Origin of the sequence: Flavobacterium sp. (assembly GCF_035195345.1) — a bacterium.
GTDB lineage: Bacteria > Bacteroidota > Bacteroidia > Flavobacteriales > Flavobacteriaceae > Flavobacterium.
Genome location: NZ_CP136574.1, coordinates 782,639 through 801,819, shown reverse-complemented (window position 1 = coordinate 801,819; position 19,181 = coordinate 782,639). Strand labels below are relative to the sequence as shown.

General features: G+C 34.6%; 18 protein-coding genes and 1 rRNA gene. 11 read left to right on the top strand and 8 right to left on the bottom strand.

Annotation, left to right across the window (positions count from 1 at the left end; translation table 11 throughout):
- Nucleotides 1-133: 133 nt before the first annotated feature.
- Both RSE15_RS03805 and RSE15_RS03800 read right to left on the bottom strand, forming a co-directional pair.
- On the bottom strand, nt 134-1,087 hold the full coding sequence (locus RSE15_RS03805; protein ID WP_324069658.1) for a transketolase family protein: 954 nt from the start codon (nt 1,085-1,087) through the stop codon (nt 134-136).
- A 72-nt stretch (nt 1,088-1,159) separates the two neighbouring features.
- Nucleotides 1,160-2,005 carry a transketolase gene (locus RSE15_RS03800; RefSeq protein ID WP_324069657.1) on the bottom strand — a complete coding sequence of 282 codons (846 nt, stop codon included), beginning with the start codon at nt 2,003-2,005 and terminating at the stop codon, nt 1,160-1,162.
- 340 nt (nt 2,006-2,345) lie between these two features.
- On the opposite strand from RSE15_RS03800, the gene tgt reads away from it, so the two are divergent.
- The 6 genes from tgt (at nt 2,346) to RSE15_RS03770 (ending at nt 9,538) form a co-directional block, all read left to right on the top strand.
- Nucleotides 2,346-3,476, top strand: coding sequence for a tRNA guanosine(34) transglycosylase Tgt (gene tgt / locus RSE15_RS03795; protein WP_324069656.1), 1,131 nt, complete (start codon nt 2,346-2,348; stop codon nt 3,474-3,476).
- Between the two features lie 105 nt (nt 3,477-3,581).
- On the top strand, nt 3,582-4,670 hold the full coding sequence (locus RSE15_RS03790) for an LptF/LptG family permease (protein WP_324069655.1): 1,089 nt from the start codon (nt 3,582-3,584) through the stop codon (nt 4,668-4,670).
- Complete coding sequence (locus tag RSE15_RS03785; RefSeq protein ID WP_324069654.1) at nt 4,657-5,544, top strand: DMT family transporter; 888 nt, start codon at nt 4,657-4,659, stop codon at nt 5,542-5,544. The genes RSE15_RS03790 and RSE15_RS03785 overlap by 14 nt, the downstream gene beginning before the upstream one ends.
- Nucleotides 5,545-5,615: 71 nt before the next feature.
- Complete coding sequence (locus tag RSE15_RS03780; RefSeq protein WP_324069653.1) at nt 5,616-6,569, top strand: acetyl-CoA carboxylase carboxyltransferase subunit alpha; 954 nt, start codon at nt 5,616-5,618, stop codon at nt 6,567-6,569.
- 145 nt (nt 6,570-6,714) lie between these two features.
- Complete coding sequence (gene dnaB / locus RSE15_RS03775) at nt 6,715-8,262, top strand: replicative DNA helicase (RefSeq protein WP_324070401.1); 1,548 nt, start codon at nt 6,715-6,717, stop codon at nt 8,260-8,262.
- A gap of 7 nt (nt 8,263-8,269) precedes the next feature.
- Nucleotides 8,270-9,538: an asparagine synthetase B gene (locus RSE15_RS03770; protein WP_324069652.1), complete on the top strand. Its 1,269-nt coding sequence runs from the start codon at nt 8,270-8,272 to the stop codon at nt 9,536-9,538.
- On the opposite strand, the gene RSE15_RS03765 is transcribed toward RSE15_RS03770, so the two are convergent.
- On the bottom strand, nt 9,535-9,999 hold the full coding sequence (locus RSE15_RS03765) for a hypothetical protein (protein WP_324069651.1): 465 nt from the start codon (nt 9,997-9,999) through the stop codon (nt 9,535-9,537). The genes RSE15_RS03770 and RSE15_RS03765 overlap by 4 nt on opposite strands.
- A gap of 3 nt (nt 10,000-10,002) precedes the next feature.
- Complete coding sequence (rlmF, locus tag RSE15_RS03760; protein ID WP_324069650.1) at nt 10,003-10,908, bottom strand: 23S rRNA (adenine(1618)-N(6))-methyltransferase RlmF; 906 nt, start codon at nt 10,906-10,908, stop codon at nt 10,003-10,005.
- Between the two features lie 347 nt (nt 10,909-11,255).
- Between rlmF and RSE15_RS03755 the strand changes: the two genes are divergently transcribed.
- The 4 genes from RSE15_RS03755 (at nt 11,256) to RSE15_RS03740 (ending at nt 13,051) form a co-directional block, all read left to right on the top strand.
- The gene (locus tag RSE15_RS03755) at nt 11,256-11,501 is read left to right on the top strand and encodes a hypothetical protein (protein ID WP_324069649.1); all 246 of its coding nucleotides are present in this window, start codon (nt 11,256-11,258) and stop codon (nt 11,499-11,501) included.
- Between the two features lie 116 nt (nt 11,502-11,617).
- Complete coding sequence (locus tag RSE15_RS03750; RefSeq protein ID WP_324069647.1) at nt 11,618-12,064, top strand: hypothetical protein; 447 nt, start codon at nt 11,618-11,620, stop codon at nt 12,062-12,064.
- A 47-nt stretch (nt 12,065-12,111) separates the two neighbouring features.
- The gene (locus RSE15_RS03745) at nt 12,112-12,621 is read left to right on the top strand and encodes a hypothetical protein (RefSeq protein ID WP_324069646.1); all 510 of its coding nucleotides are present in this window, start codon (nt 12,112-12,114) and stop codon (nt 12,619-12,621) included.
- Nucleotides 12,622-12,631: 10 nt separating this feature from the next.
- Nucleotides 12,632-13,051 (top strand): hypothetical protein, encoded by a 420-nt coding sequence (locus RSE15_RS03740; RefSeq protein WP_324069645.1) that lies wholly within the window; start codon nt 12,632-12,634, stop codon nt 13,049-13,051.
- 138 nt (nt 13,052-13,189) lie between these two features.
- Here RSE15_RS03740 and rplT read toward each other — a convergent pair whose 3' ends face one another.
- The 4 genes from rplT to thrS form a co-directional block, all read right to left on the bottom strand.
- A complete protein-coding gene (gene rplT, locus RSE15_RS03735) occupies nt 13,190-13,534 on the bottom strand; it encodes a 50S ribosomal protein L20 (protein WP_324069643.1) in 345 nt (114 codons plus the stop codon).
- 126 nt (nt 13,535-13,660) lie between these two features.
- On the bottom strand, nt 13,661-13,858 hold the full coding sequence (gene rpmI / locus RSE15_RS03730) for a 50S ribosomal protein L35 (protein ID WP_008256922.1): 198 nt from the start codon (nt 13,856-13,858) through the stop codon (nt 13,661-13,663).
- Between the two features lie 102 nt (nt 13,859-13,960).
- On the bottom strand, nt 13,961-14,455 hold the full coding sequence (gene infC / locus RSE15_RS03725) for a translation initiation factor IF-3 (protein ID WP_324070399.1): 495 nt from the start codon (nt 14,453-14,455) through the stop codon (nt 13,961-13,963).
- A gap of 82 nt (nt 14,456-14,537) precedes the next feature.
- A complete protein-coding gene (gene thrS / locus RSE15_RS03720; protein ID WP_324069642.1) occupies nt 14,538-16,478 on the bottom strand; it encodes a threonine--tRNA ligase in 1,941 nt (646 codons plus the stop codon).
- Nucleotides 16,479-17,610: 1,132 nt separating this feature from the next.
- Between thrS and RSE15_RS03715 the strand changes: the two genes are divergently transcribed.
- A 16S ribosomal RNA gene (locus RSE15_RS03715) occupies nt 17,611-19,124 on the top strand.
- Nucleotides 19,125-19,181 lie beyond the last annotated feature (57 nt).

The following is a 19,181-nucleotide window of genomic DNA, read 5'->3' as shown; positions in this document are numbered from 1 at the left end:
GTGGTTTGTTTTCGCTAGGGTCGGTTTCACTTTATTTAGCGCAAATAGCGTCTGAAGTCTAAAAAAGTATAATATAAAAAAAACCTGATGCTAAAATCTAGCATCAGGTTTTATATTATATGGGTAAAAAAGATTATTTTCTTTGGATTACTTTTTCTGCTTTTTCAATAATGGCTGCGCTGTTTAAACCATATTTTTCCATTAATTGGTCGGGTGTGCCACTCTCTCCAAAGCTGTCGTTTACAGCAACAAATTCTTGTGGTACTAAATGGTTTTGTACTAACGTTCTTGAAACGCTTTCTCCTAAACCACCAATAATGTTATGCTCTTCAGCCGTAACTACACAACCTGTTTTCTTCACCGATTTTAAAATCGCTTCTTCATCTAACGGTTTAATCGTGTGAATGTTAATTACTTCAGCCGAAATTCCTTTTGCTTCCAAGGCTTCCGCTGCTACTAATGCTTCCCAAACTAAATGTCCAGTGGCAATAATCGTAACATCAGTTCCTTCGTTTAGCATAATAGCTTTTCCAATTACGAAAGGTTCGTCTGCTGGCATAAAGTTAGGTACTACTGGGCGACCAAAACGTAAATAAGCAGGGCCATGATAATCAGCTAATGCTAAAGTGGCTGCTTTGGTTTGGTTGTAATCGCAAGTATTGATAACGGTCATTCCAGGTAACATTTTCATCAAACCGATGTCTTCTAAGATTTGGTGTGTTGCACCGTCTTCTCCAAGCGTTAATCCTGCATGCGAAGCACAAATCTTTACATTTTTATCTGAATACGCTACTGATTGACGAATTTGGTCATAGACTCTTCCTGTAGAAAAGTTAGCGAATGTTCCTGTGAAAGGAATTTTCCCACCAATCGTTAATCCTGCTGCAATTCCAATCATGTTGGCTTCTGCAATTCCAATTTGGAAGAAACGCTCTGGGTGGTTTTTCTTGAAGTCATCAAATTTTAATGATCCAATTAAATCCGCACAAAGTGCTACTACGTTTTCGTTTTTTTGACCTAATTCTGTCATTCCAGCTCCAAATCCCGAACGGGTATCTTTGCTTCCTTGATTGATATATTTTTTCATTTGTTTTTAAATTTAATTGTATTCAACTGAATACTTGTAACTGAACACTTTTAACTGAACACTGAATACTATTTAATAGTCTCCTAAAGTTTCAACATTTTGTGCTAAACCTTTTGCTAATTGCTCATCATTTGGCGCTTTACCGTGCCAAGCGTGTGTGTGCATCATAAAATCTACTCCGTTACCCATTTCGGTATGCAATAAAATACAAACGGGTTTTCCGTTACCTGATTTAGATTTTGCTTCAGCTAAACCAGCTTTAATAGCGTCAATGTTGTTTCCTGCTGCGATTTCTAATACAATCCAATCAAATGCTTCAAACTTTGCTTTTACACTTCCCATTGCCAAAACTTCGTCTGTAGTTCCGTCAATTTGTTTTCCGTTTAAGTCGATAGTTGCAATTAAATTGTCTACTTTTTTTGCCGAAGCATACATAATAGCTTCCCAGTTTTGACCTTCTTGTAATTCACCATCACCTAAAAGAGCAAAAACTAAATGGTTATCGTTGTTCAATTTTTTAGCTTGCGCAGCTCCAATTGCAACCGACATTCCTTGTCCTAACGAACCCGAAGCCATTCTGATTCCTGGTAAACCTTCATGAGTAGTAGGGTGACCTTGTAATCTTGAATTTAATTTTCTGAATGTTGCTAATTCCGCTACTGGAAAGTAACCGCTTCTAGCTAAAACACTATAAAAAACCGGAGAAATATGTCCGTTTGATAAGAAGAATAAATCTTCACCAATTCCGTTCATATCAAAACCTTCGTTACGTTTCATAACGTCTTGGTAAAGGGTAACCAAAAACTCAGCACATCCCAAAGAACCTCCTGGGTGACCTGAATTTACGGCATGAACCATACGAAGAATATCTCTTCGAACTTGTGTTGTAAAATCTTGTAGTTGTTGTGTGTTAGACATTATAAAAGATATATGTGTTAATTAGACGCAAAAGTAATTTTATTTTTTTGGTGGTACAAATCATTTTATTAGAAGTTATTAAGAATTGATTTGTGATGGAAGAAAGTAATGGAACGCAGATAACGCTGATGCTGCGCAACGCTGAAAATTACGGATTTAGTTTCTTTAGCTAGAAGAGTCGTAATTTTTTTTTTCAAATTAAAAATCAGTTGTAATCCGCGTTTCGCATCAGCGAATCTGTTTCATCCGCGTACCAATATATTGCCTTATCATAAATAATTCTAAATTCTAAATTCATATTTCTAAATTAATTTATCTTTGCGTTTCGTAAAAGCACAATATGAAGTTTGATTTAATTACCAAAGACCCACAAAGTAAAGCCAGAGCAGGAAAAATAACAACCGATCATGGTGTTATTGAAACCCCAATTTTTATGCCCGTAGGAACGGTTGCTTCTGTAAAAGGAGTACACCAACGTGAGCTAAGAGACGATATTAATCCAGATATTATTTTAGGAAATACCTATCATTTATATTTAAGACCACAAACTAAAATTTTAGAAGCCGCTGGAGGTTTGCATAAATTCATGAATTGGGATAGAAATATCTTAACCGATTCTGGTGGTTATCAAGTGTATTCGCTTTCTTCGAACAGAAAAATTAAAGAAGAAGGGGTGAAATTCAAATCGCATATTGACGGTTCATACCATTTCTTTTCACCCGAAAATGTAATGGAAATTCAACGAACTATTGGTGCCGATATCATCATGGCTTTTGACGAATGCACGCCTTACCCTTGCGATTATCGTTATGCAAAACGTTCGATGCACATGACGCATCGTTGGTTGGATAGATGTATCAATCATTTAGAAAAATTACCATTTAAATACGGTTACGAACAAACGTTTTTCCCAATTGTTCAAGGAAGTACTTATAAAGATTTAAGAGAACAATCGGCTGAATATATTGCAAACGCAGGTGCACAAGGAAATGCTATTGGTGGACTTTCAGTAGGAGAACCAGCTGAAGAAATGTACGCAATGACCGAAATTGTAACCGCAATTCTTCCAGAAGATAAACCAAGGTATTTAATGGGTGTAGGAACGCCAATCAATATTTTAGAAAATATCGCATTAGGAATTGATATGTTTGATTGTGTGATGCCAACACGTAACGCCAGAAACGGAATGTTATTCACCGCTCACGGAACTATGAATATGAAAAACAAAAAGTGGGAAGCCGATTTTTCGCCAATTGACGAAATGGGACACACTTGGGTAGATACCGAATATTCTAAGGCGTATTTAAGACACTTATTTGCAGCCGATGAATTCCTAGGAAAACAAATTGCGACCATTCATAACTTAGGTTTTTACATGTGGTTAGTCCGCGAAGCAAGAAGACAAATTATTACTGGCACATTTAGAGCATGGAAAGATAAAATGGTGGTTCAAATGAGTCAACGATTATAATTTGAGAATATAGAACAAAGAATATAGAACAAAGAATACAGAATGAGATATAGATAAAGTTAACATGGTCTATTCTCTTTTTTCTAATCTCTTTTCTCTTGAAATATGAAAATAATAGATAAATACATTTTAAAACGTTATTTAGCCACTTTTTCAGTGATGTTGTTAATGTTTATTCCTATTGGGATAACAATTGACGTTTCGGAAAAAGTAAATAAAATGATTGAAAAGAAAATTCCGTTAGCCGATATCTTGGTATATTATGGGGATTTTACAGTGTATTTTGCCAATCTATTATTTCCAATATTTTTATTTTTATCCATTATTTGGTTTACTTCAAAATTAGCTAACAATACCGAGATTATTGCTATTTTGAGTTCTGGAATTTCCTTTTCAAGATTTTTAAGACCGTTTATTTACGGTGCAGTTATTGTATCTGTTTTTGCATTATTAATGGGCTTTTTTTTAGTGCCAAAAGCAAGTAAAGGATTCAACGATTTTAGATACGAAAATTTAAAAGGAAATAATAAGACCAGAGAAACTTCGGATATTTTTAGACAAATTAATAAAGCCGGAAAACTAGAAGAAAATATCTATGTAAGTAATTATAACTACATGTCTCAAACCGGGTTTAATTTTACGTTTGAAAAATTCAATAATGAAAAGTTAATTGAAAAAGTTACTGCTAATAGAATAAGGTATAATGATAAAACAAAAAGATATACTTTATATGGTTATAACAAAAGAACTATTGGCGAAGTAAATGATCAAATACAAACGATTGATAAAATAGATTTAGCGTATAATTTTGAGCCAGATGATTTAACTCCAGTAATCTATGTTGCCGAAACCATGACGATTGGTCAATTAAATCAATTTATTAATAAAGAAAGAGCGAGAGGAAATGGAAACATCAATACCTATTTGGTGGTTTTCTATAAAAAATTCAGCTTACCTATTTCGGCTTTTATTTTAACCATTATTGCGGTAGCCGTATCTTCTATGAAACGTAGAGGTGGAATGGGAATAAATTTAGCAATAGGAATTGTTATTGCATTTACCTTTATCTTCTTTGATAAAGTATTTGGAACATTAGCCGAAAAATCAAGTATTCCTCCCTTTTTAGCTGTGTGGTTTCCAAACATTGTTTTTGGAATACTAGCTGTTTATTTACTACGCAATGCAAAACGATAATTTAAAAAGTTATTTGCATCTTCATGTAATTGTATTTATATGGGGGTTTACGGCAATTTTAGGGAAGTTAATTTCATTAGAAGCTCTAGATTTGGTTTGGTATCGCATGCTTTTTGCTTCTACAATTATGACATTTGTAGTGCTATTTAATAAAGAAAAAATTAAGGTGCCTTTTAATGTTTTGATTGGATTTGTTGTTTCAGGAATCATCATTGCGGCGCATTGGCTTACATTTTATCAAGCAATTAAAGTTTCAAATGTTTCTATTACATTGGCTTGTTTGTCCACAGGTGCTTTTTTTGCTTCCATATTGGAGCCCATATTTTACAAACGTAAAGTTATTTGGTACGAATTGCTTTTCGGATTAATTGTAGTTGTAGGATTAGGAATTATTTTTAATGTAGAAACCAAATACGCATCAGGAATTTATTTAGCCATTACTTCGGCTTTTTTATCAGCCCTTTTTTCTGTTATTAATGGTAAATATGCGAAAGAATACAACCCTAATATAATTTCTCTATATGAACTATCAAGCGGTGTTTTCTTTTTGAGCATCTACTTGTTTTTTGCAGGAAGTTTTACACCTGCTTTCTTTTCACTTTCTGTAAACGACTTAATATGGTTGTTCCTATTGTCGTCTATTTGTACAGCTTATGCGTTTTCAGCATCGGTAAAAGTGATGAAATTTTTGAGTCCGTTTACCGTAATGCTTACTATTAATCTCGAACCTATTTACGGAATCATTTTGGCCCTACTAATTTTTAAAGACGGAGAAGAAATGTCGCCTTTGTTTTATGTAGGTGCTTTAATAATTTTAGCCACAGTAATTGCAAACGGAATTGTAAAAAGTTATAAAAAAGTAACAACTAATTAACGATAAGTTTACTAAAGTTAATTGAAAATTTTATCTTTGTCACAACAAACACAAACCCAAATAAACCGATTATGGAATATTTAGATTTTGAATTACCAATTAAAGAGCTTGAAGATCAATTAGATAAATGTCAAATCATTGGTCAAGAATCAGATGTTGACGTTTCTAACACTTGCAAACAAATAGAGAAGAAATTAGAAGAAACTAAGAAAAAAATATACAAAAATCTTTCTGCTTGGCAACGTGTTCAATTATCACGTCATCCAAATCGTCCATACACATTAGAACATATTACCAATATTACTAATGGGACATTTTTAGAACTTTTTGGAGATAGAAATTTCAAAGATGACAAAGCAATGATTGGAGGTTTAGGTCAAATAAACGGACAATCGTATATGATTATTGGACAGCAAAAAGGTATCAATACTAAAATGCGTCAATACAGAAACTTCGGGATGGCAAATCCAGAAGGATACCGTAAAGCATTACGATTAATGAAAATGGCAGAAAAATTTAATATTCCTGTCTTAACATTAATTGATACACCTGGTGCTTATCCAGGTTTAGAAGCTGAAGAAAGAGGTCAAGGTGAAGCCATTGCAAGAAATATTTTCGAAATGGCTCGTTTAAAAACACCTATTATTTCTATTATTATTGGAGAAGGAGCTTCAGGAGGAGCTTTAGGAATTGGAGTTGGAGACCGTGTTTACATGTTAGAAAACACATGGTATTCAGTAATTTCACCTGAATCTTGTTCGTCTATTTTATGGAGAAGTTGGGAATATAAGGAACAAGCAGCTGAAGCATTAAAATTAACTTCGTTTGATATGAAAAAACAAAAGTTAATTGATGATATTATACCAGAACCGCTAGGTGGTGCACACTACGATAAAGAAACTACTTTTAAAACAGTTGCAGAATATGTAACTAAAGCTTTTAATGAGTTAAAAGATTTATCAACAAAAGATTTAGTGGCGCAACGCATGGATAAATATAGCAACATGGGCGAATTCAAAGAATAAGTGCTTGTTTTTAAATTACAATATAAATCCGAGGCTTTAAGTTTCGGATTTTTTTTTGGCTTATTAACAATAATATTGAGTTGTTAACAATGCACTATTAAGAACTCGCATGTATAAATTTACAAAAATAGGTTACCTTAGCACTATGGAAAATGTCAGAAATATGAACCCGATAAGAGTAGATAAAACTACGATTATCAATTTGGAAAAAGGAAAACTACCTCCTCAAGCGTTAGACCTTGAAGAAGCGGTACTTGGTGCCATGATGATTGATAAAAAAGGGGTGGATGAAGTAATCGATATTTTACAGCCAGATGCTTTTTATAAAGAAGCTCACAAGCACATTTTTGAAGCAATTGTACAGCTCTTTAATGAAACTCAACCTGTTGACTTATTAACCGTTTCGGCACAATTAAAGAAAAACGGAAAATTAGAATTGGCAGGTGGCGATTTTTACTTGATTCAACTTACTCAAAAGATATCTTCATCAGCTCATATTGAGTTTCATTCACGTATTATTCTTCAAAAATTTATTCAAAGAAGTTTAATTAAAATTTCTAGTGAAATTATTGAAGAATCCTATGACGATTCAACAGATGTATTTGATTTATTAGATAAAGCAGAATCTAAATTGTACGAAGTTACCCAAGGGAATATTAAACGTAGTTCTGAAACAGCTCAAAGTTTAGTAATTCAGGCAAAGAAACGTATTGAGGAAATTGCAGGGAAAGAAGGATTGAGCGGTATTGCCACAGGATTCCATAATTTGGATAAATTAACTTCGGGTTGGCAACCATCCGATTTGATTATTATTGCGGCTCGTCCAGGTATGGGTAAAACCGCGTTTGTACTTTCGATGGCGCGTAATATGGCAGTTGATTATAATCATCCAGTAGCTTTATTCTCTTTAGAGATGTCATCAGTACAGTTGATAACACGTTTGATTTCTTCTGAAACAGGATTGTCTTCTGAAAAATTGCGTACAGGAAAATTAGAAAAACACGAATGGGAGCAACTTTCTATCAAAGTAAAAAATTTAGAAAAAGCACCTTTATATATTGATGATACACCTTCATTATCCATTTTTGATTTACGTGCCAAAGCAAGAAGGCTTTCATCGCAATATGGTATCAAAATGATTGTTGTGGATTATTTACAGTTAATGACAGCGGGTGGAAATGGAAAAGGAGGAGGAAATCGTGAACAAGAAATTTCAACTATTTCTCGAAATTTGAAAGCATTAGCAAAAGAGTTAAATGTACCCGTGATTGCACTTTCTCAGTTATCACGTGCGGTGGAAACAAGGGGCTCTAGTAAAAGACCTTTGCTTTCTGATCTTCGTGAATCGGGTGCTATTGAGCAAGATGCCGATATTGTATCATTCATTTACCGCCCCGAATATTACAAAATAGATGAGTGGGACGACGAAGAACGAACTCCAACACAAGGTCAAGCCGAATTTATAGTTGCAAAACATAGAAATGGTGGTTTAGATGAAATTCGACTAAAATTCGTGGGTAATTTGGGTAAATTTGAAAACTTAGATGATTTTAGTTCACCGTTTGATGAATTACCATCGAAAATGAATTTAGATGAAACTAACCCATTCATTACGCCTAACTTACCAACGCCAAATGAAGCATTTGGTAGCACCATGAATACTTATGATGATGATTCAGATGTACCCTTTTAATAAAATTATGAAAAAAACATTCCAAATTATAGTATTTATATTATCAATAAACTTTTCATTTGCTTCATTTGTATTGCTACCTATGGAATCTGAAGGACAACAAAATCATCTAAAAGCCTACGGTATTACCTATTGGGCTTTAGATAAAAGTTATAAAGTAAGTTGGTTATTAAATTACAGAGGCGGTTCATTTTTATTGCCCGATGCTCCCGAAATTAGAAAAGAATGCCAAATTCGTGGCGTAACGTTTGAAGTTTTATCTGATGCTGCAACGAATACAATTTTAGAAGATATTAGTTCGCCATCGCAAAATATGGAAACGGTTGTTTTAGAAAAAGCACCTAAAATTGCGGTGTATACTCCAAAAGGGAAACAACCTTGGGACGATGCTGTAACTATGGTTTTAACGTATGCAGAAATTCCGTTTAAAGAAATTTATGACGAAGAAGTTCTATCAGATCAATTACTTTTATATGATTGGTTACACCTACATCATGAAGATTTTACAGGTCAATATGGGAAGTTTTTTGGAAACTATAGAAATACACCGTGGTATATTCAACAAAAAGCGGAAGCAGAAGCCTTGGCTAAAAAGTTAGGTTATAACAAAGTTTCGGAAGAAAAGTTAGCGGTTGCTAAAAAAATTAGAGATTTTGTAATTGGTGGAGGTTTTATGTTCGCCATGTGTTCGGCAACAGATAGTTTTGAAATTGCCCTTTCTGCAGAAGGTGTTGATATTTGTGAACCCATGTTTGACGGCGATGATTCAGAGGCAAATTATCAAGCCCGAATTGAGTACGCTAATACGTTTGCATTTAAAGATTATAAGCTAGAACGAAATCCAATCGTTTATGAATTTTCAGATATTGATACCACTGAAGATCATGGAAAAGGTTTGTTTACAATGGATAAGGATTATTTTACTTTAATGGAATATTCCGCAAAATGGGATCCAATCCCAACGATGTTGTGCCAAAACCACACGCAATTAATAAAAGGTTTCATGGGGCAAACCACAGCTTTTGATGCCGAAAAAATCAAATCGAATGTCTTAGTAATGGGCGAATGTAAAATCAACGGAGAAGCACGATATATTCACGGCACCAAAGGAAAAGGAATGTTTACTTTCTATGGAGGTCACGATCCAGAAGATTACCAACACAGAGTAGGAGATGCGCCAACAGTATTAGATTTGCATCCAAATTCACCAGGTTATCGTTTGATTTTAAACAACGTGTTGTTTCCAGCAGCTAGAAAGAAAAAGTTGAAAACTTAAGCTGGTTTCAATATATCATCAATAATCATCAAATGATGTTTGGTATGAAGTGCTAAAAAATTTGCTGTTTCTTTTTTGTTTAAAATCCCAAAAAACGGATGCGGAAAATGAGTATTCTTATCCAAATCTTTCCAATCCATTAAATTTTCTTTCACTTTAGACAAACTCAAACCCAAAGTTTCAGATGAAATTTCTCCTTCTGGGCGAACAATTTTTGGTGCTTTTGCTTTTCCTCTTGGGATTTTTTTTGCGATGGTTAGAATTAAGAAGCGGTTAAAATTAAAACGCCATTGGTAGTTTGATGGATTCGAATTTTTACAAGCCGTAACAATTTGGTCAATTGTTTTTAGACTATGTTCTATATGCCAACCTACGCTTCCCGAAGAAACTGCTAAATTTACTTTGTCAAAAGACGAAATATCCGATTCTAATTGATTTAAAAGCTTGTGTAATTCTTGCATAATTTAATCTTTAAACGTCCAAAACAAAATTCGACTCACTTTATTCCCATGTTTCATTTCTGTAATTTGGTAGGTTGCTTTTACTTTTTTAAGATGCGAAAGCAAAGGTTTTAAATTGTCTTTTTTAGAAACTAACGAGGAAAACCATTTGCACTGCAATTTAAAATGCACACTTTCATAAATCATATTGCTGATGAATGTTAGTTCGCCACCTTCGCACCACAATTCGTTATTTACGCCACCAAAGTTTAAGGTTGGTTTTTTAGAATCTTCAATGCCTAAGTTTTTATTTTTACGAATCGTGCCTTTATTTGCTTCTTCTTTCGAACTATGGAATGGCGGATTACAAATCGTCATATCGAATTTATCTTCTGGACGAATGATGTTCTTGAAAATGTTTCGTTTGGATGTTTGTAATCGCAACGCAACATTTTCTTTTAATTTCTGATTCGAATTAATATTTTCCTGAGCCGCTTCAAAAGCTTGTTTGTCAATTTCGCTACCCACAAAGCGCCAATCGTATTCTGATACACCAATTATCGGATAAATGCAATTCGCTCCAATTCCGACATCTAAAATGCGAATTTTATGCTTGGTTTGAATCGTTCCGTAAGTGTCTTCTAAAATATCAGCTACTTGATGAATGTATTCTGCTCGTCCTGGAATAGGCGGACAAAGAAAACCTTTTGGAATATCCCAATTTTTCAAACCATAAAAATGCAACAACAACGCTTTGTTCAACATTTTCACCGCATCCGGATTCGCAAAATCAATCGTTTCGGTGCCAAATTCATTTACCGCAACAAAGGACGTTAAATCAGGATTAGCCGCAATTAAAGTTTTGAAATCGTAATTGCCATGGTGTTTGTTTTTCGGATGAAAGCCGGTGATGATTTTGGGAGTATTCAAAGTGTTATTTTTAAAGTGTAAAGGTATTGAATTCTGTGTAAAGTTGTAAAGGAATTATTATATTAAAATAGATTATGATTAATTACTTATCACCTAAATAATATTTTAAAGGTCATAACTTAGTAATTGAATAATTTCAGCAAAAATCTTAAAATGTTTTTGTTTCATTTTAACAAATATTATTTATTAGTATAGTTTAAAAGTAAAAAGGGACCTAAATTATATGAAGTTGATAGCGGTTTGTAATATTTATTTATTTTAAAAACCAACAAATTAATTATGATCATTAAAAGTTAATGTTTAGTTTTTTAGTTAACTTTGTGATAATTAATTTAAAATATTTGAAAATGTCCTTTGAAGAAGCATGCGTGTTAAAAGATAAGTTTGGTAGAAATTATCCAATAGATGAAAAATATATGGGTATTGTAATGATTGTGCCTTATAGTGATAAAGATTTAGAACGTTATATTTCAAAATTAAAACTTGGTGAATTTGATGATAATACGGCTAAATTATTTTCTACAGATTCTCAATTTCAAGTCTGTGCTTTATGGAGTAATGGAATGGATGTTTTAAAAAAGTCACTTAGCTAAAAAAGTTTATTTACAATTCTTAATTTTTGATTTTTACTAGTTTAAATTCAAAAAAAAATTACTTATTACATATTGTATACAATAGTAATTCATTATTTAACCAAAAAAATATTAAAATGAAATATTTATTTACCATCTTATTTATATTTCCCATAATTACTTTTTCACAAGTTGGAAGTACAGGTACTTACGGAACTACAAATGGTGTAAATGGACCAAATTTTGGTTCTATGACATCTAATGCATTAAATAAAAATGCCGAAAATAGAGCTTACAATGAACAAATTAAAAACCAAAATTTACCAATTTTTCAAAATTTAGTAAATGAAGGTATGAAGTACTACTATTCTAGTGATTATAAATCATGCCTCTCAATGTATGAAAATTCCAAAGGTTTAGGCTGGTATGATTCAAATTTTGAATTTTATGCTGGTCTTGCTGCTTTTCAACTTTATGTTCAAACTAAATATGTTGATTATAAAGATTTATCAAAAAAATTATTAAAATTAGCAAAAAAACACGGCTCTATTGATGCTAAAATATTTTTAAAAGAAAACTTTTAGTCTGCAAAATATAATACTATTCCATAATTAATTTAATCATTTAGCTCATGAAAAAAATATTCTTCATTTATTTTATATTAATTTTTTTTACTTCATATTCACAGGTTACATCTGAAAAACTTAAAGCTATATCAATAATTGAAAGTTTAAGTTATGAAGAAACAATGTTTGCTGGAACTAAAATTATCAATACATGTAAAATAAATTATGATGATGATACAAGAAAAGTTGAAATTATATTTAAATCTCTTTACCCAGATGGAAATTCTACTACAGTTAAGGATATTTTTTATCTCGATGATTTAGATTTATATTCCCTGGAAGAAATTTTATTAAAAATGGAGGCATCCGATTTATATTTATCTGGAATACGTGTTAAAGCAAAAGGTAAGTTGATAAGACATGATTTAATTAATGAGGACAAGTATAATGTTCTTGAAAATTCTTCCAAAACGGAATATAGTGAATATGTTGCTATATTTCCTGGCATGAAAGCATTGCCAAAGTTACATGGTGAAAGGTTTAATGCTAATGTAAAAATTTTATTATTTAACTAACTACTTATAAATGAGGAAAATATTCACAATTTTCACAATTTTTATAACTGCAACAAGTTCATTTAGTCAAACATTACATTTATACTGTGGTAAAAATCATGATGTTTATTTAGGATGCTTAAATTGTGATGCTTATAATTCAAATTCTATTTGGAATGAATACGGTACTTATGGTTCAAAATATAACTCTAATTCAATATGGAATGCTTATGGAACTTATGGTTCAAAATACAACACATACAGTCCATGGAACGCTTATTCAAGTGAGCCACCAGTTGTGGTTGATAAGGATGGTAATTTTTATGGTTACTTTACTGTAAACAAATACAACTCTAAACAGGCCGATTTTGAACTTGCTTTGACTATTTACAGTAATTATGATTTAATTATGGATGATGTTTCAAAGTGGTACGAAAAAATATTTGAATAATTATTAGGTTTTTAAATCAAGCTAGCACAAAATGAAGTTATACCTAATAACGCAGAATCACATTCCGTACTAAAAATAAAAAACCCCGATTTTCATCGGGGTTTAATATATAAGTAAGATAAACTGAGTTAGACGTAATTATTTAATTTTGTTAACGATAGCTGTGAAAGCAACTGGGTGGTTCATAGCTAAATCTGCAAGAACTTTACGGTTCAATTCGATGTTGTTAGCTTTTACTTTTCCCATAAATTGAGAATAACTCATACCATGTAAACGTGCACCAGCATTGATACGCGTAATCCATAAAGCACGGAAATTTCTTTTGTTTTGTTTTCTATCACGGTAAGCATAGCACATTGCTTTTTCTACCGCGTTTTTAGCTACAGTCCAAACGTTTTTACGTCTTCCAAAGAAACCTTTGGCTTGTTTTAATACTCTTTTTTTTCTAGCTTTTGTAGCTACTGAATTGGTTGCTCTTGGCATAATTTTAAATGTTTTTTGCAGTAAGGCGGTTTTTCAACACTTTTAAACTTCGTACTTTGTATTTCATACTTCGTACTTCGTTCAGCCCACTCCAGGGTTACTAAATTGTTTTAACCAAACAACTAATTAAATAATGTTTAATTGTTGTTTAATGCTTCTCTCATCTGTTTTGTGAACCAAACCAGAATGTGTTAAAGCTAATTTACGCTTTTTAGATTTTTTAGTCAAAATGTGACTTTTAAAAGCGTGTTTTCTCTTGATTTTTCCAGAGCCAGTAACTTTGAATCGTTTCTTAGCACTAGATTTTGTTTTCATTTTAGGCATTTTCTTCCTGTATTTATAATCTATCTTACTTATTATTTTTTAGTTTTCAGTCTCGGTTTTCAGTTTACAGAGTAATTACTGAATACTGCGACTGCTAACTGCTTACTTTTTCTTTTTCGGAGCAATGTACATAATCATACGTTTTCCTTCTAAAACTGGCATCGCTTCTACTTTTCCAAACTCTTCCAATTCTTGAGCCAAACGTAATAATAAAATTTGTCCTTGCTCTTTGTAGATAATCGAACGTCCTTTAAAGAATACAAATGCTTTTAATTTAGCACCATCTTGTAAAAATTTAAGGGCATTCTTTTTCTTAAATTCATAGTCATGCTCATCTGTTTGAGGTCCAAAACGAATCTCTTTTACAACGATTTGAGTTGATTTAGCTTTAAGTTCTTTATCTCTCTTCTTTTGTTGGTACAAAAATTTACCATAATCCATCAACTTACAAACCGGTGGTTCGGCGTTTGGAGAAATTTCTACCAAATCAACTTCTTGCTCTTCAGCAAAACGAAGGGCTTCCGCTATTTTGTAAACTCCAGGCTCAATATTTTCGCCTACTAAACGTACTTCAGGAACACGAATCAAATTGTTGATGCGGTGTGCTGCTTTTTTCTCTTCGCGAGGTTGAAAACCTCTGTTGTTTCTAATTGCTATGGCTGTAAAATTTTAGTTAAACTTAAAATTGTTTTAATGTTTTGTTTATTTCTTCGTTAATCATTGCTGCAAATTGCTCAATAGTTACCGATATATTTCCTTTTCCTTCTTGTCCGCGTTGTCTCACAGATATGGTTCCGTTTTTCTCTTCTTCCTCGCCAACAATCAGCATAAACGGATATTTGTTCATCTCCGCTTCTCTAATTTTCTTACCGATTGTTTCATTTCGGTTGTCAATCAGGGCGCGAATTTCGTGATTTTCTAGCAAATCTAAAACTTTTTTCGCATAATTTTCATATTTCTCACTCAAAGACAAGATTATAGCTTGTTCTGGCATCAACCAAATTGGGAAATTTCCAGCAGTGTGTTCCAATAAAATTGCGATAAAACGTTCCATCGAACCAAAAGGCGCTCGGTGAATCATAACAGGGCGATGTAACTTGTCATCCGCACCTTTATACGACAATTCAAAACGCTCTGGTAAGTTGTAATCTACCTGAATGGTTCCTAATTGCCAACTTCTGCCTAAAGCATCTTTTACCATGAAATCCAATTTCGGACCATAGAAAGCCGCTTCACCAGATTCAATCACATAATTTAATCCTTTATCTTTCGCTGCACTGATAATTGCATTTTCTGCTTTTTCCCAGTTTTCAACGCTACCTATATATTTATCTGGATTATCTAAATCACGAACCGATACCTGTGCTGTAAAGTTTTCAAATCCTAACGAACCAAATACATACAATACTAAATCGATAACATTTTTGAACTCCGCATCTAATTGATCAGGTGTACAAAATATATGCGCATCATCCTGAGTAAATCCTCTAACACGCGTCAATCCGTGTAATTCACCCGATTGCTCATAACGATAAACCGTTCCAAATTCAGCATAACGCTTCGGTAAATCTTTGTACGACCAAGGTCTTGCGTTATAAATCTCACAGTGATGTGGACAGTTCATAGGTTTTAACAAGAACTCTTCGCCTTCAGCTGGTGTATGAATTGGTTGAAAACTATCCGCACCATATTTAGCATAGTGTCCAGAAGTCACATACAAGTCTTTCATTCCAATGTGAGGAGTTACTACTTGTTCATAACCTGCTTTTTTCTGTGCTTTTTTCAAGAATTGCTCTAATCTATCGCGTAAAGCAGCACCTTTTGGCAACCATAAAGGTAAACCTTGACCTACTTTTGGAGAAAAATGGAATAAATCCAATTCTTTTCCTAATTTTCTATGGTCACGGCGTTTTGCTTCTTCTAATAATTCAAGGTAATCTGTTAAGTCTTTTTGTTTTGGGAACGAAATTCCGTAAACACGAGTTAACTGTTTGTTTTTTTCATCACCTCTCCAGTAAGCACCTGCTACGGATAAAATTTTCATCGCTTTGATAATACCCGTATTCGGAATATGACCACCACGACACAAATCAAAGAAGTTCGAATGATCACAGAAAGTAATCGTTCCGTCTTCTAAGTTTGAAATTAATTCCGTTTTGTATTCGTTATTTTTATAAACCTCTAATGCTTCCGCTTTAGAAACCGAACGCATTTTAAATTCGTGCTTCTCTCTTGAAATTTCTAACACACGATCTTCAATCTTTTTGAAATCGGCATCGGTGATTTTTTTATCACCAAAATCCACATCGTAATAGAATCCATTATCAATCGCAGGACCAAGTGTTAATTTGATGCCTGGGAATAATTCTTCTAATGTTTGTGCCATCACGTGCGAAGTCGAATGCCAAAAAGCTTTTTTACCTTCTTTGTCATTCCAAGTATATAATATAAGTGTACCGTCTGTGGTTAAGGTCGTCGTTGTTTCAATAGTGGTACCATTATAGGAAGCAGAAATTACATTTCTAGCCAAACCTTCACTAATGCTTTTCGCAACATCCATTGGAGTAACTCCTTGAGCCATCTCCTTAACCGACCCATCGGGTAAAGTAACTTTTATCATTTTTTAAAATTTATAAGGTGCAAATATAAACCTTTAATAAAATCCATACAATACATATAAGGTATAATGTTAAAAAAGATTTGAAGTATCCGTTTTAATTCCATAAAGACTAATGGTCCCGCTGTCCACTATATCTTTTACAAACCTAACAGGTTTTTGAAAACCTGTCAGGTTTATAAAAGGATGCCGTTCCCATCGGGGCTAATCAAGACGTATAGTATTCCAGATAACCATCCCACTGGCTCGCATGACGAGCACAACTTTCTCGCCATGCGAGCAATCCTTCCTCGCCATGCGAGCTGTCATTCCGCAGAATAGGAATCTCCTGCGCAGCAGGCTATTGCTTAACGCAGTTAAGCCAAGCCCCCACTCATATAAGTGCAACGCCCGACACTTCGGACTCTGTGTATCTCACTTAACACAATCCCTATCAAAAAAAACTCGGTGCATCTCTGAGTAAAACCACACACAACCCGAAACCTTCAACTCGAAACTATACTATATATAAGAAACAAAAAGCTTCTATGCCTTATATGTTTAACAAAAAAATATTTTCCACAAAGAATTCCCCTTCGAAGGGGGCTAGGGGGATGTAAAAAACTTTTCTATATTAAATCCTTGTTATCAGTGAGTTAAGAAAAGCATCAAAAAAAGAATTAAAAAAAGAATGAAAAAGGCTTGTGGGAACAAAAAAGATTTCTACTTTTGCACCCGCATTAGAGCAGAAGTTCACACACAAACTGAAGATTAAACAAATCAAAAAACTTTTAAAAAAAGTTAAAAAAAGATTTGGATAATAGAAAGTAAAGGTAGTATCTTTGCCGACCCGAAACGAAAGAATTGGGGGAGTGCAAGTTCTTAAAAATATTGGGTAAGTGGTTTAGAGAAAATAGTCAAAATTTTTTTTCAAAAAAGCTTGCCAGATTAAAAAAGAGTTGTACTTTTGCACCCGCTAATCGAATGAGAGGCGGATATAAAAAGAGAATGACACGTTCATAGACATATTGAATTGACAGCACAAAATTACAGTAATGTAATTTTGAACATTAAGAGAGAGTAAGATTTTTCGAATAACATTGAAAGACTAGCGACTTTAATCGAAACATAGTTAGATTTATCTAACAAACAATATACGATGAAGAGTTTGATCCTGGCTCAGGATGAACGCTAGCGGCAGGCCTAACACATGCAAGTCGAGGGGTAGAGTTCTTCGGGACTTGAGACCGGCGCACGGGTGCGTAACGCGTATGCAATCTACCTTATACAGGGGAATAGCCCAGAGAAATTTGGATTAATGCCCCATAGTGTTATCGAATCGCATGGTTTGATAACTAAAGTTCCAACGGTATAAGATGAGCATGCGTCCCATTAGTTAGTTGGTAAGGTAACGGCTTACCAAGACAATGATGGGTAGGGGTCCTGAGAGGGAGATCCCCCACACTGGTACTGAGACACGGACCAGACTCCTACGGGAGGCAGCAGTGAGGAATATTGGTCAATGGGCGCAAGCCTGAACCAGCCATGCCGCGTGCAGGAAGACGGTCCTATGGATTGTAAACTGCTTTTATACAGGAAGAAACCCTCCCACGTGTGGGAGCTTGACGGTACTGTAGGAATAAGGATCGGCTAACTCCGTGCCAGCAGCCGCGGTAATACGGAGGATCCAAGCGTTATCCGGAATCATTGGGTTTAAAGGGTCCGTAGGCGGCCTTATAAGTCAGTGGTGAAATCTCCTAGCTCAACTAGGAAACTGCCATTGATACTGTAGGGCTTGAATTTTTGTGAAGTAACTAGAATATGTAGTGTAGCGGTGAAATGCTTAGATATTACATGGAATACCAATTGCGAAGGCAGGTTACTAACAAACGATTGACGCTGATGGACGAAAGCGTGGGGAGCGAACAGGATTAGATACCCTGGTAGTCCACGCCGTAAACGATGGATACTAGCTGTTCGGAGCAATCTGAGTGGCTAAGCGAAAGTGATAAGTATCCCACCTGGGGAGTACGCACGCAAGTGTGAAACTCAAAGGAATTGACGGGGGCCCGCACAAGCGGTGGAGCATGTGGTTTAATTCGATGATACGCGAGGAACCTTACCAGGGCTTAAATGTAGATTGACAGGACTGGAAACAGTTTTTTCTTCGGACAATTTACAAGGTGCTGCATGGTTGTCGTCAGCTCGTGCCGTGAGGTGTCAGGTTAAGTCCTATAACGAGCGCAACCCCTGTCGTTAGTTGCCAGCGAGTCATGTCGGGAACTCTAACGAGACTGCCAGTGTAAACTGTGAGGAAGGTGGGGATGACGTCAAATCATCACGGCCCTTACGTCCTGGGCCACACACGTGCTACAATGGTAGGTACAGAGAGCAGCCACTGCGCGAGCAGGAGCGAATCTACAAAACCTATCTCAGTTCGGATCGGAGTCTGCAACTCGACTCCGTGAAGCTGGAATCGCTAGTAATCGGATATCAGCCATGATCCGGTGAATACGTTCCCGGGCCTTGTACACACCGCCCGTCAAGCCATGGAAGCTGGGGGTGCCTGAAGTCGGTGACCGCAAGGAGCTGCCTAGGGTAAAACTGGTAACTAGGGCTAAGTCGTAACAAGGTAGCCGTACCGGAAGGTGCGGCTGGAACACCTCCTTTCTAGAGAAGACTAAAGAAGTTAGTTTACGATGCGTAAAATATTACTCTCGCTGTTAA

Excerpts from the sequence above, each read along its gene's own strand:
- RSE15_RS03805 (WP_324069658.1), bottom strand. The coding sequence starts at position 1,087 with ATGAAAAAATATATCAATCAAGGAAGCAAAGATACCCGTTCGGGATTT.
- RSE15_RS03800 (WP_324069657.1), bottom strand. The coding sequence starts at position 2,005 with ATGTCTAACACACAACAACTACAAGATTTTACAACACAAGTTCGAAGA.
- tgt (WP_324069656.1), top strand. The coding sequence starts at position 2,346 with ATGAAGTTTGATTTAATTACCAAAGACCCACAAAGTAAAGCCAGAGCA.
- RSE15_RS03790 (WP_324069655.1), top strand. The coding sequence starts at position 3,582 with ATGAAAATAATAGATAAATACATTTTAAAACGTTATTTAGCCACTTTT.
- RSE15_RS03785 (WP_324069654.1), top strand. The coding sequence starts at position 4,657 with ATGCAAAACGATAATTTAAAAAGTTATTTGCATCTTCATGTAATTGTA.
- RSE15_RS03780 (WP_324069653.1), top strand. The coding sequence starts at position 5,616 with ATGGAATATTTAGATTTTGAATTACCAATTAAAGAGCTTGAAGATCAA.
- dnaB (WP_324070401.1), top strand. The coding sequence starts at position 6,715 with ATGGAAAATGTCAGAAATATGAACCCGATAAGAGTAGATAAAACTACG.
- RSE15_RS03770 (WP_324069652.1), top strand. The coding sequence starts at position 8,270 with ATGAAAAAAACATTCCAAATTATAGTATTTATATTATCAATAAACTTT.
- RSE15_RS03765 (WP_324069651.1), bottom strand. The coding sequence starts at position 9,999 with ATGCAAGAATTACACAAGCTTTTAAATCAATTAGAATCGGATATTTCG.
- RSE15_RS03755 (WP_324069649.1), top strand. The coding sequence starts at position 11,256 with ATGTCCTTTGAAGAAGCATGCGTGTTAAAAGATAAGTTTGGTAGAAAT.
- RSE15_RS03750 (WP_324069647.1), top strand. The coding sequence starts at position 11,618 with ATGAAATATTTATTTACCATCTTATTTATATTTCCCATAATTACTTTT.
- RSE15_RS03745 (WP_324069646.1), top strand. The coding sequence starts at position 12,112 with ATGAAAAAAATATTCTTCATTTATTTTATATTAATTTTTTTTACTTCA.
- RSE15_RS03740 (WP_324069645.1), top strand. The coding sequence starts at position 12,632 with ATGAGGAAAATATTCACAATTTTCACAATTTTTATAACTGCAACAAGT.
- rplT (WP_324069643.1), bottom strand. The coding sequence starts at position 13,534 with ATGCCAAGAGCAACCAATTCAGTAGCTACAAAAGCTAGAAAAAAAAGA.
- rpmI (WP_008256922.1), bottom strand. The coding sequence starts at position 13,858 with ATGCCTAAAATGAAAACAAAATCTAGTGCTAAGAAACGATTCAAAGTT.
- thrS (WP_324069642.1), bottom strand. The coding sequence starts at position 16,478 with ATGATAAAAGTTACTTTACCCGATGGGTCGGTTAAGGAGATGGCTCAA.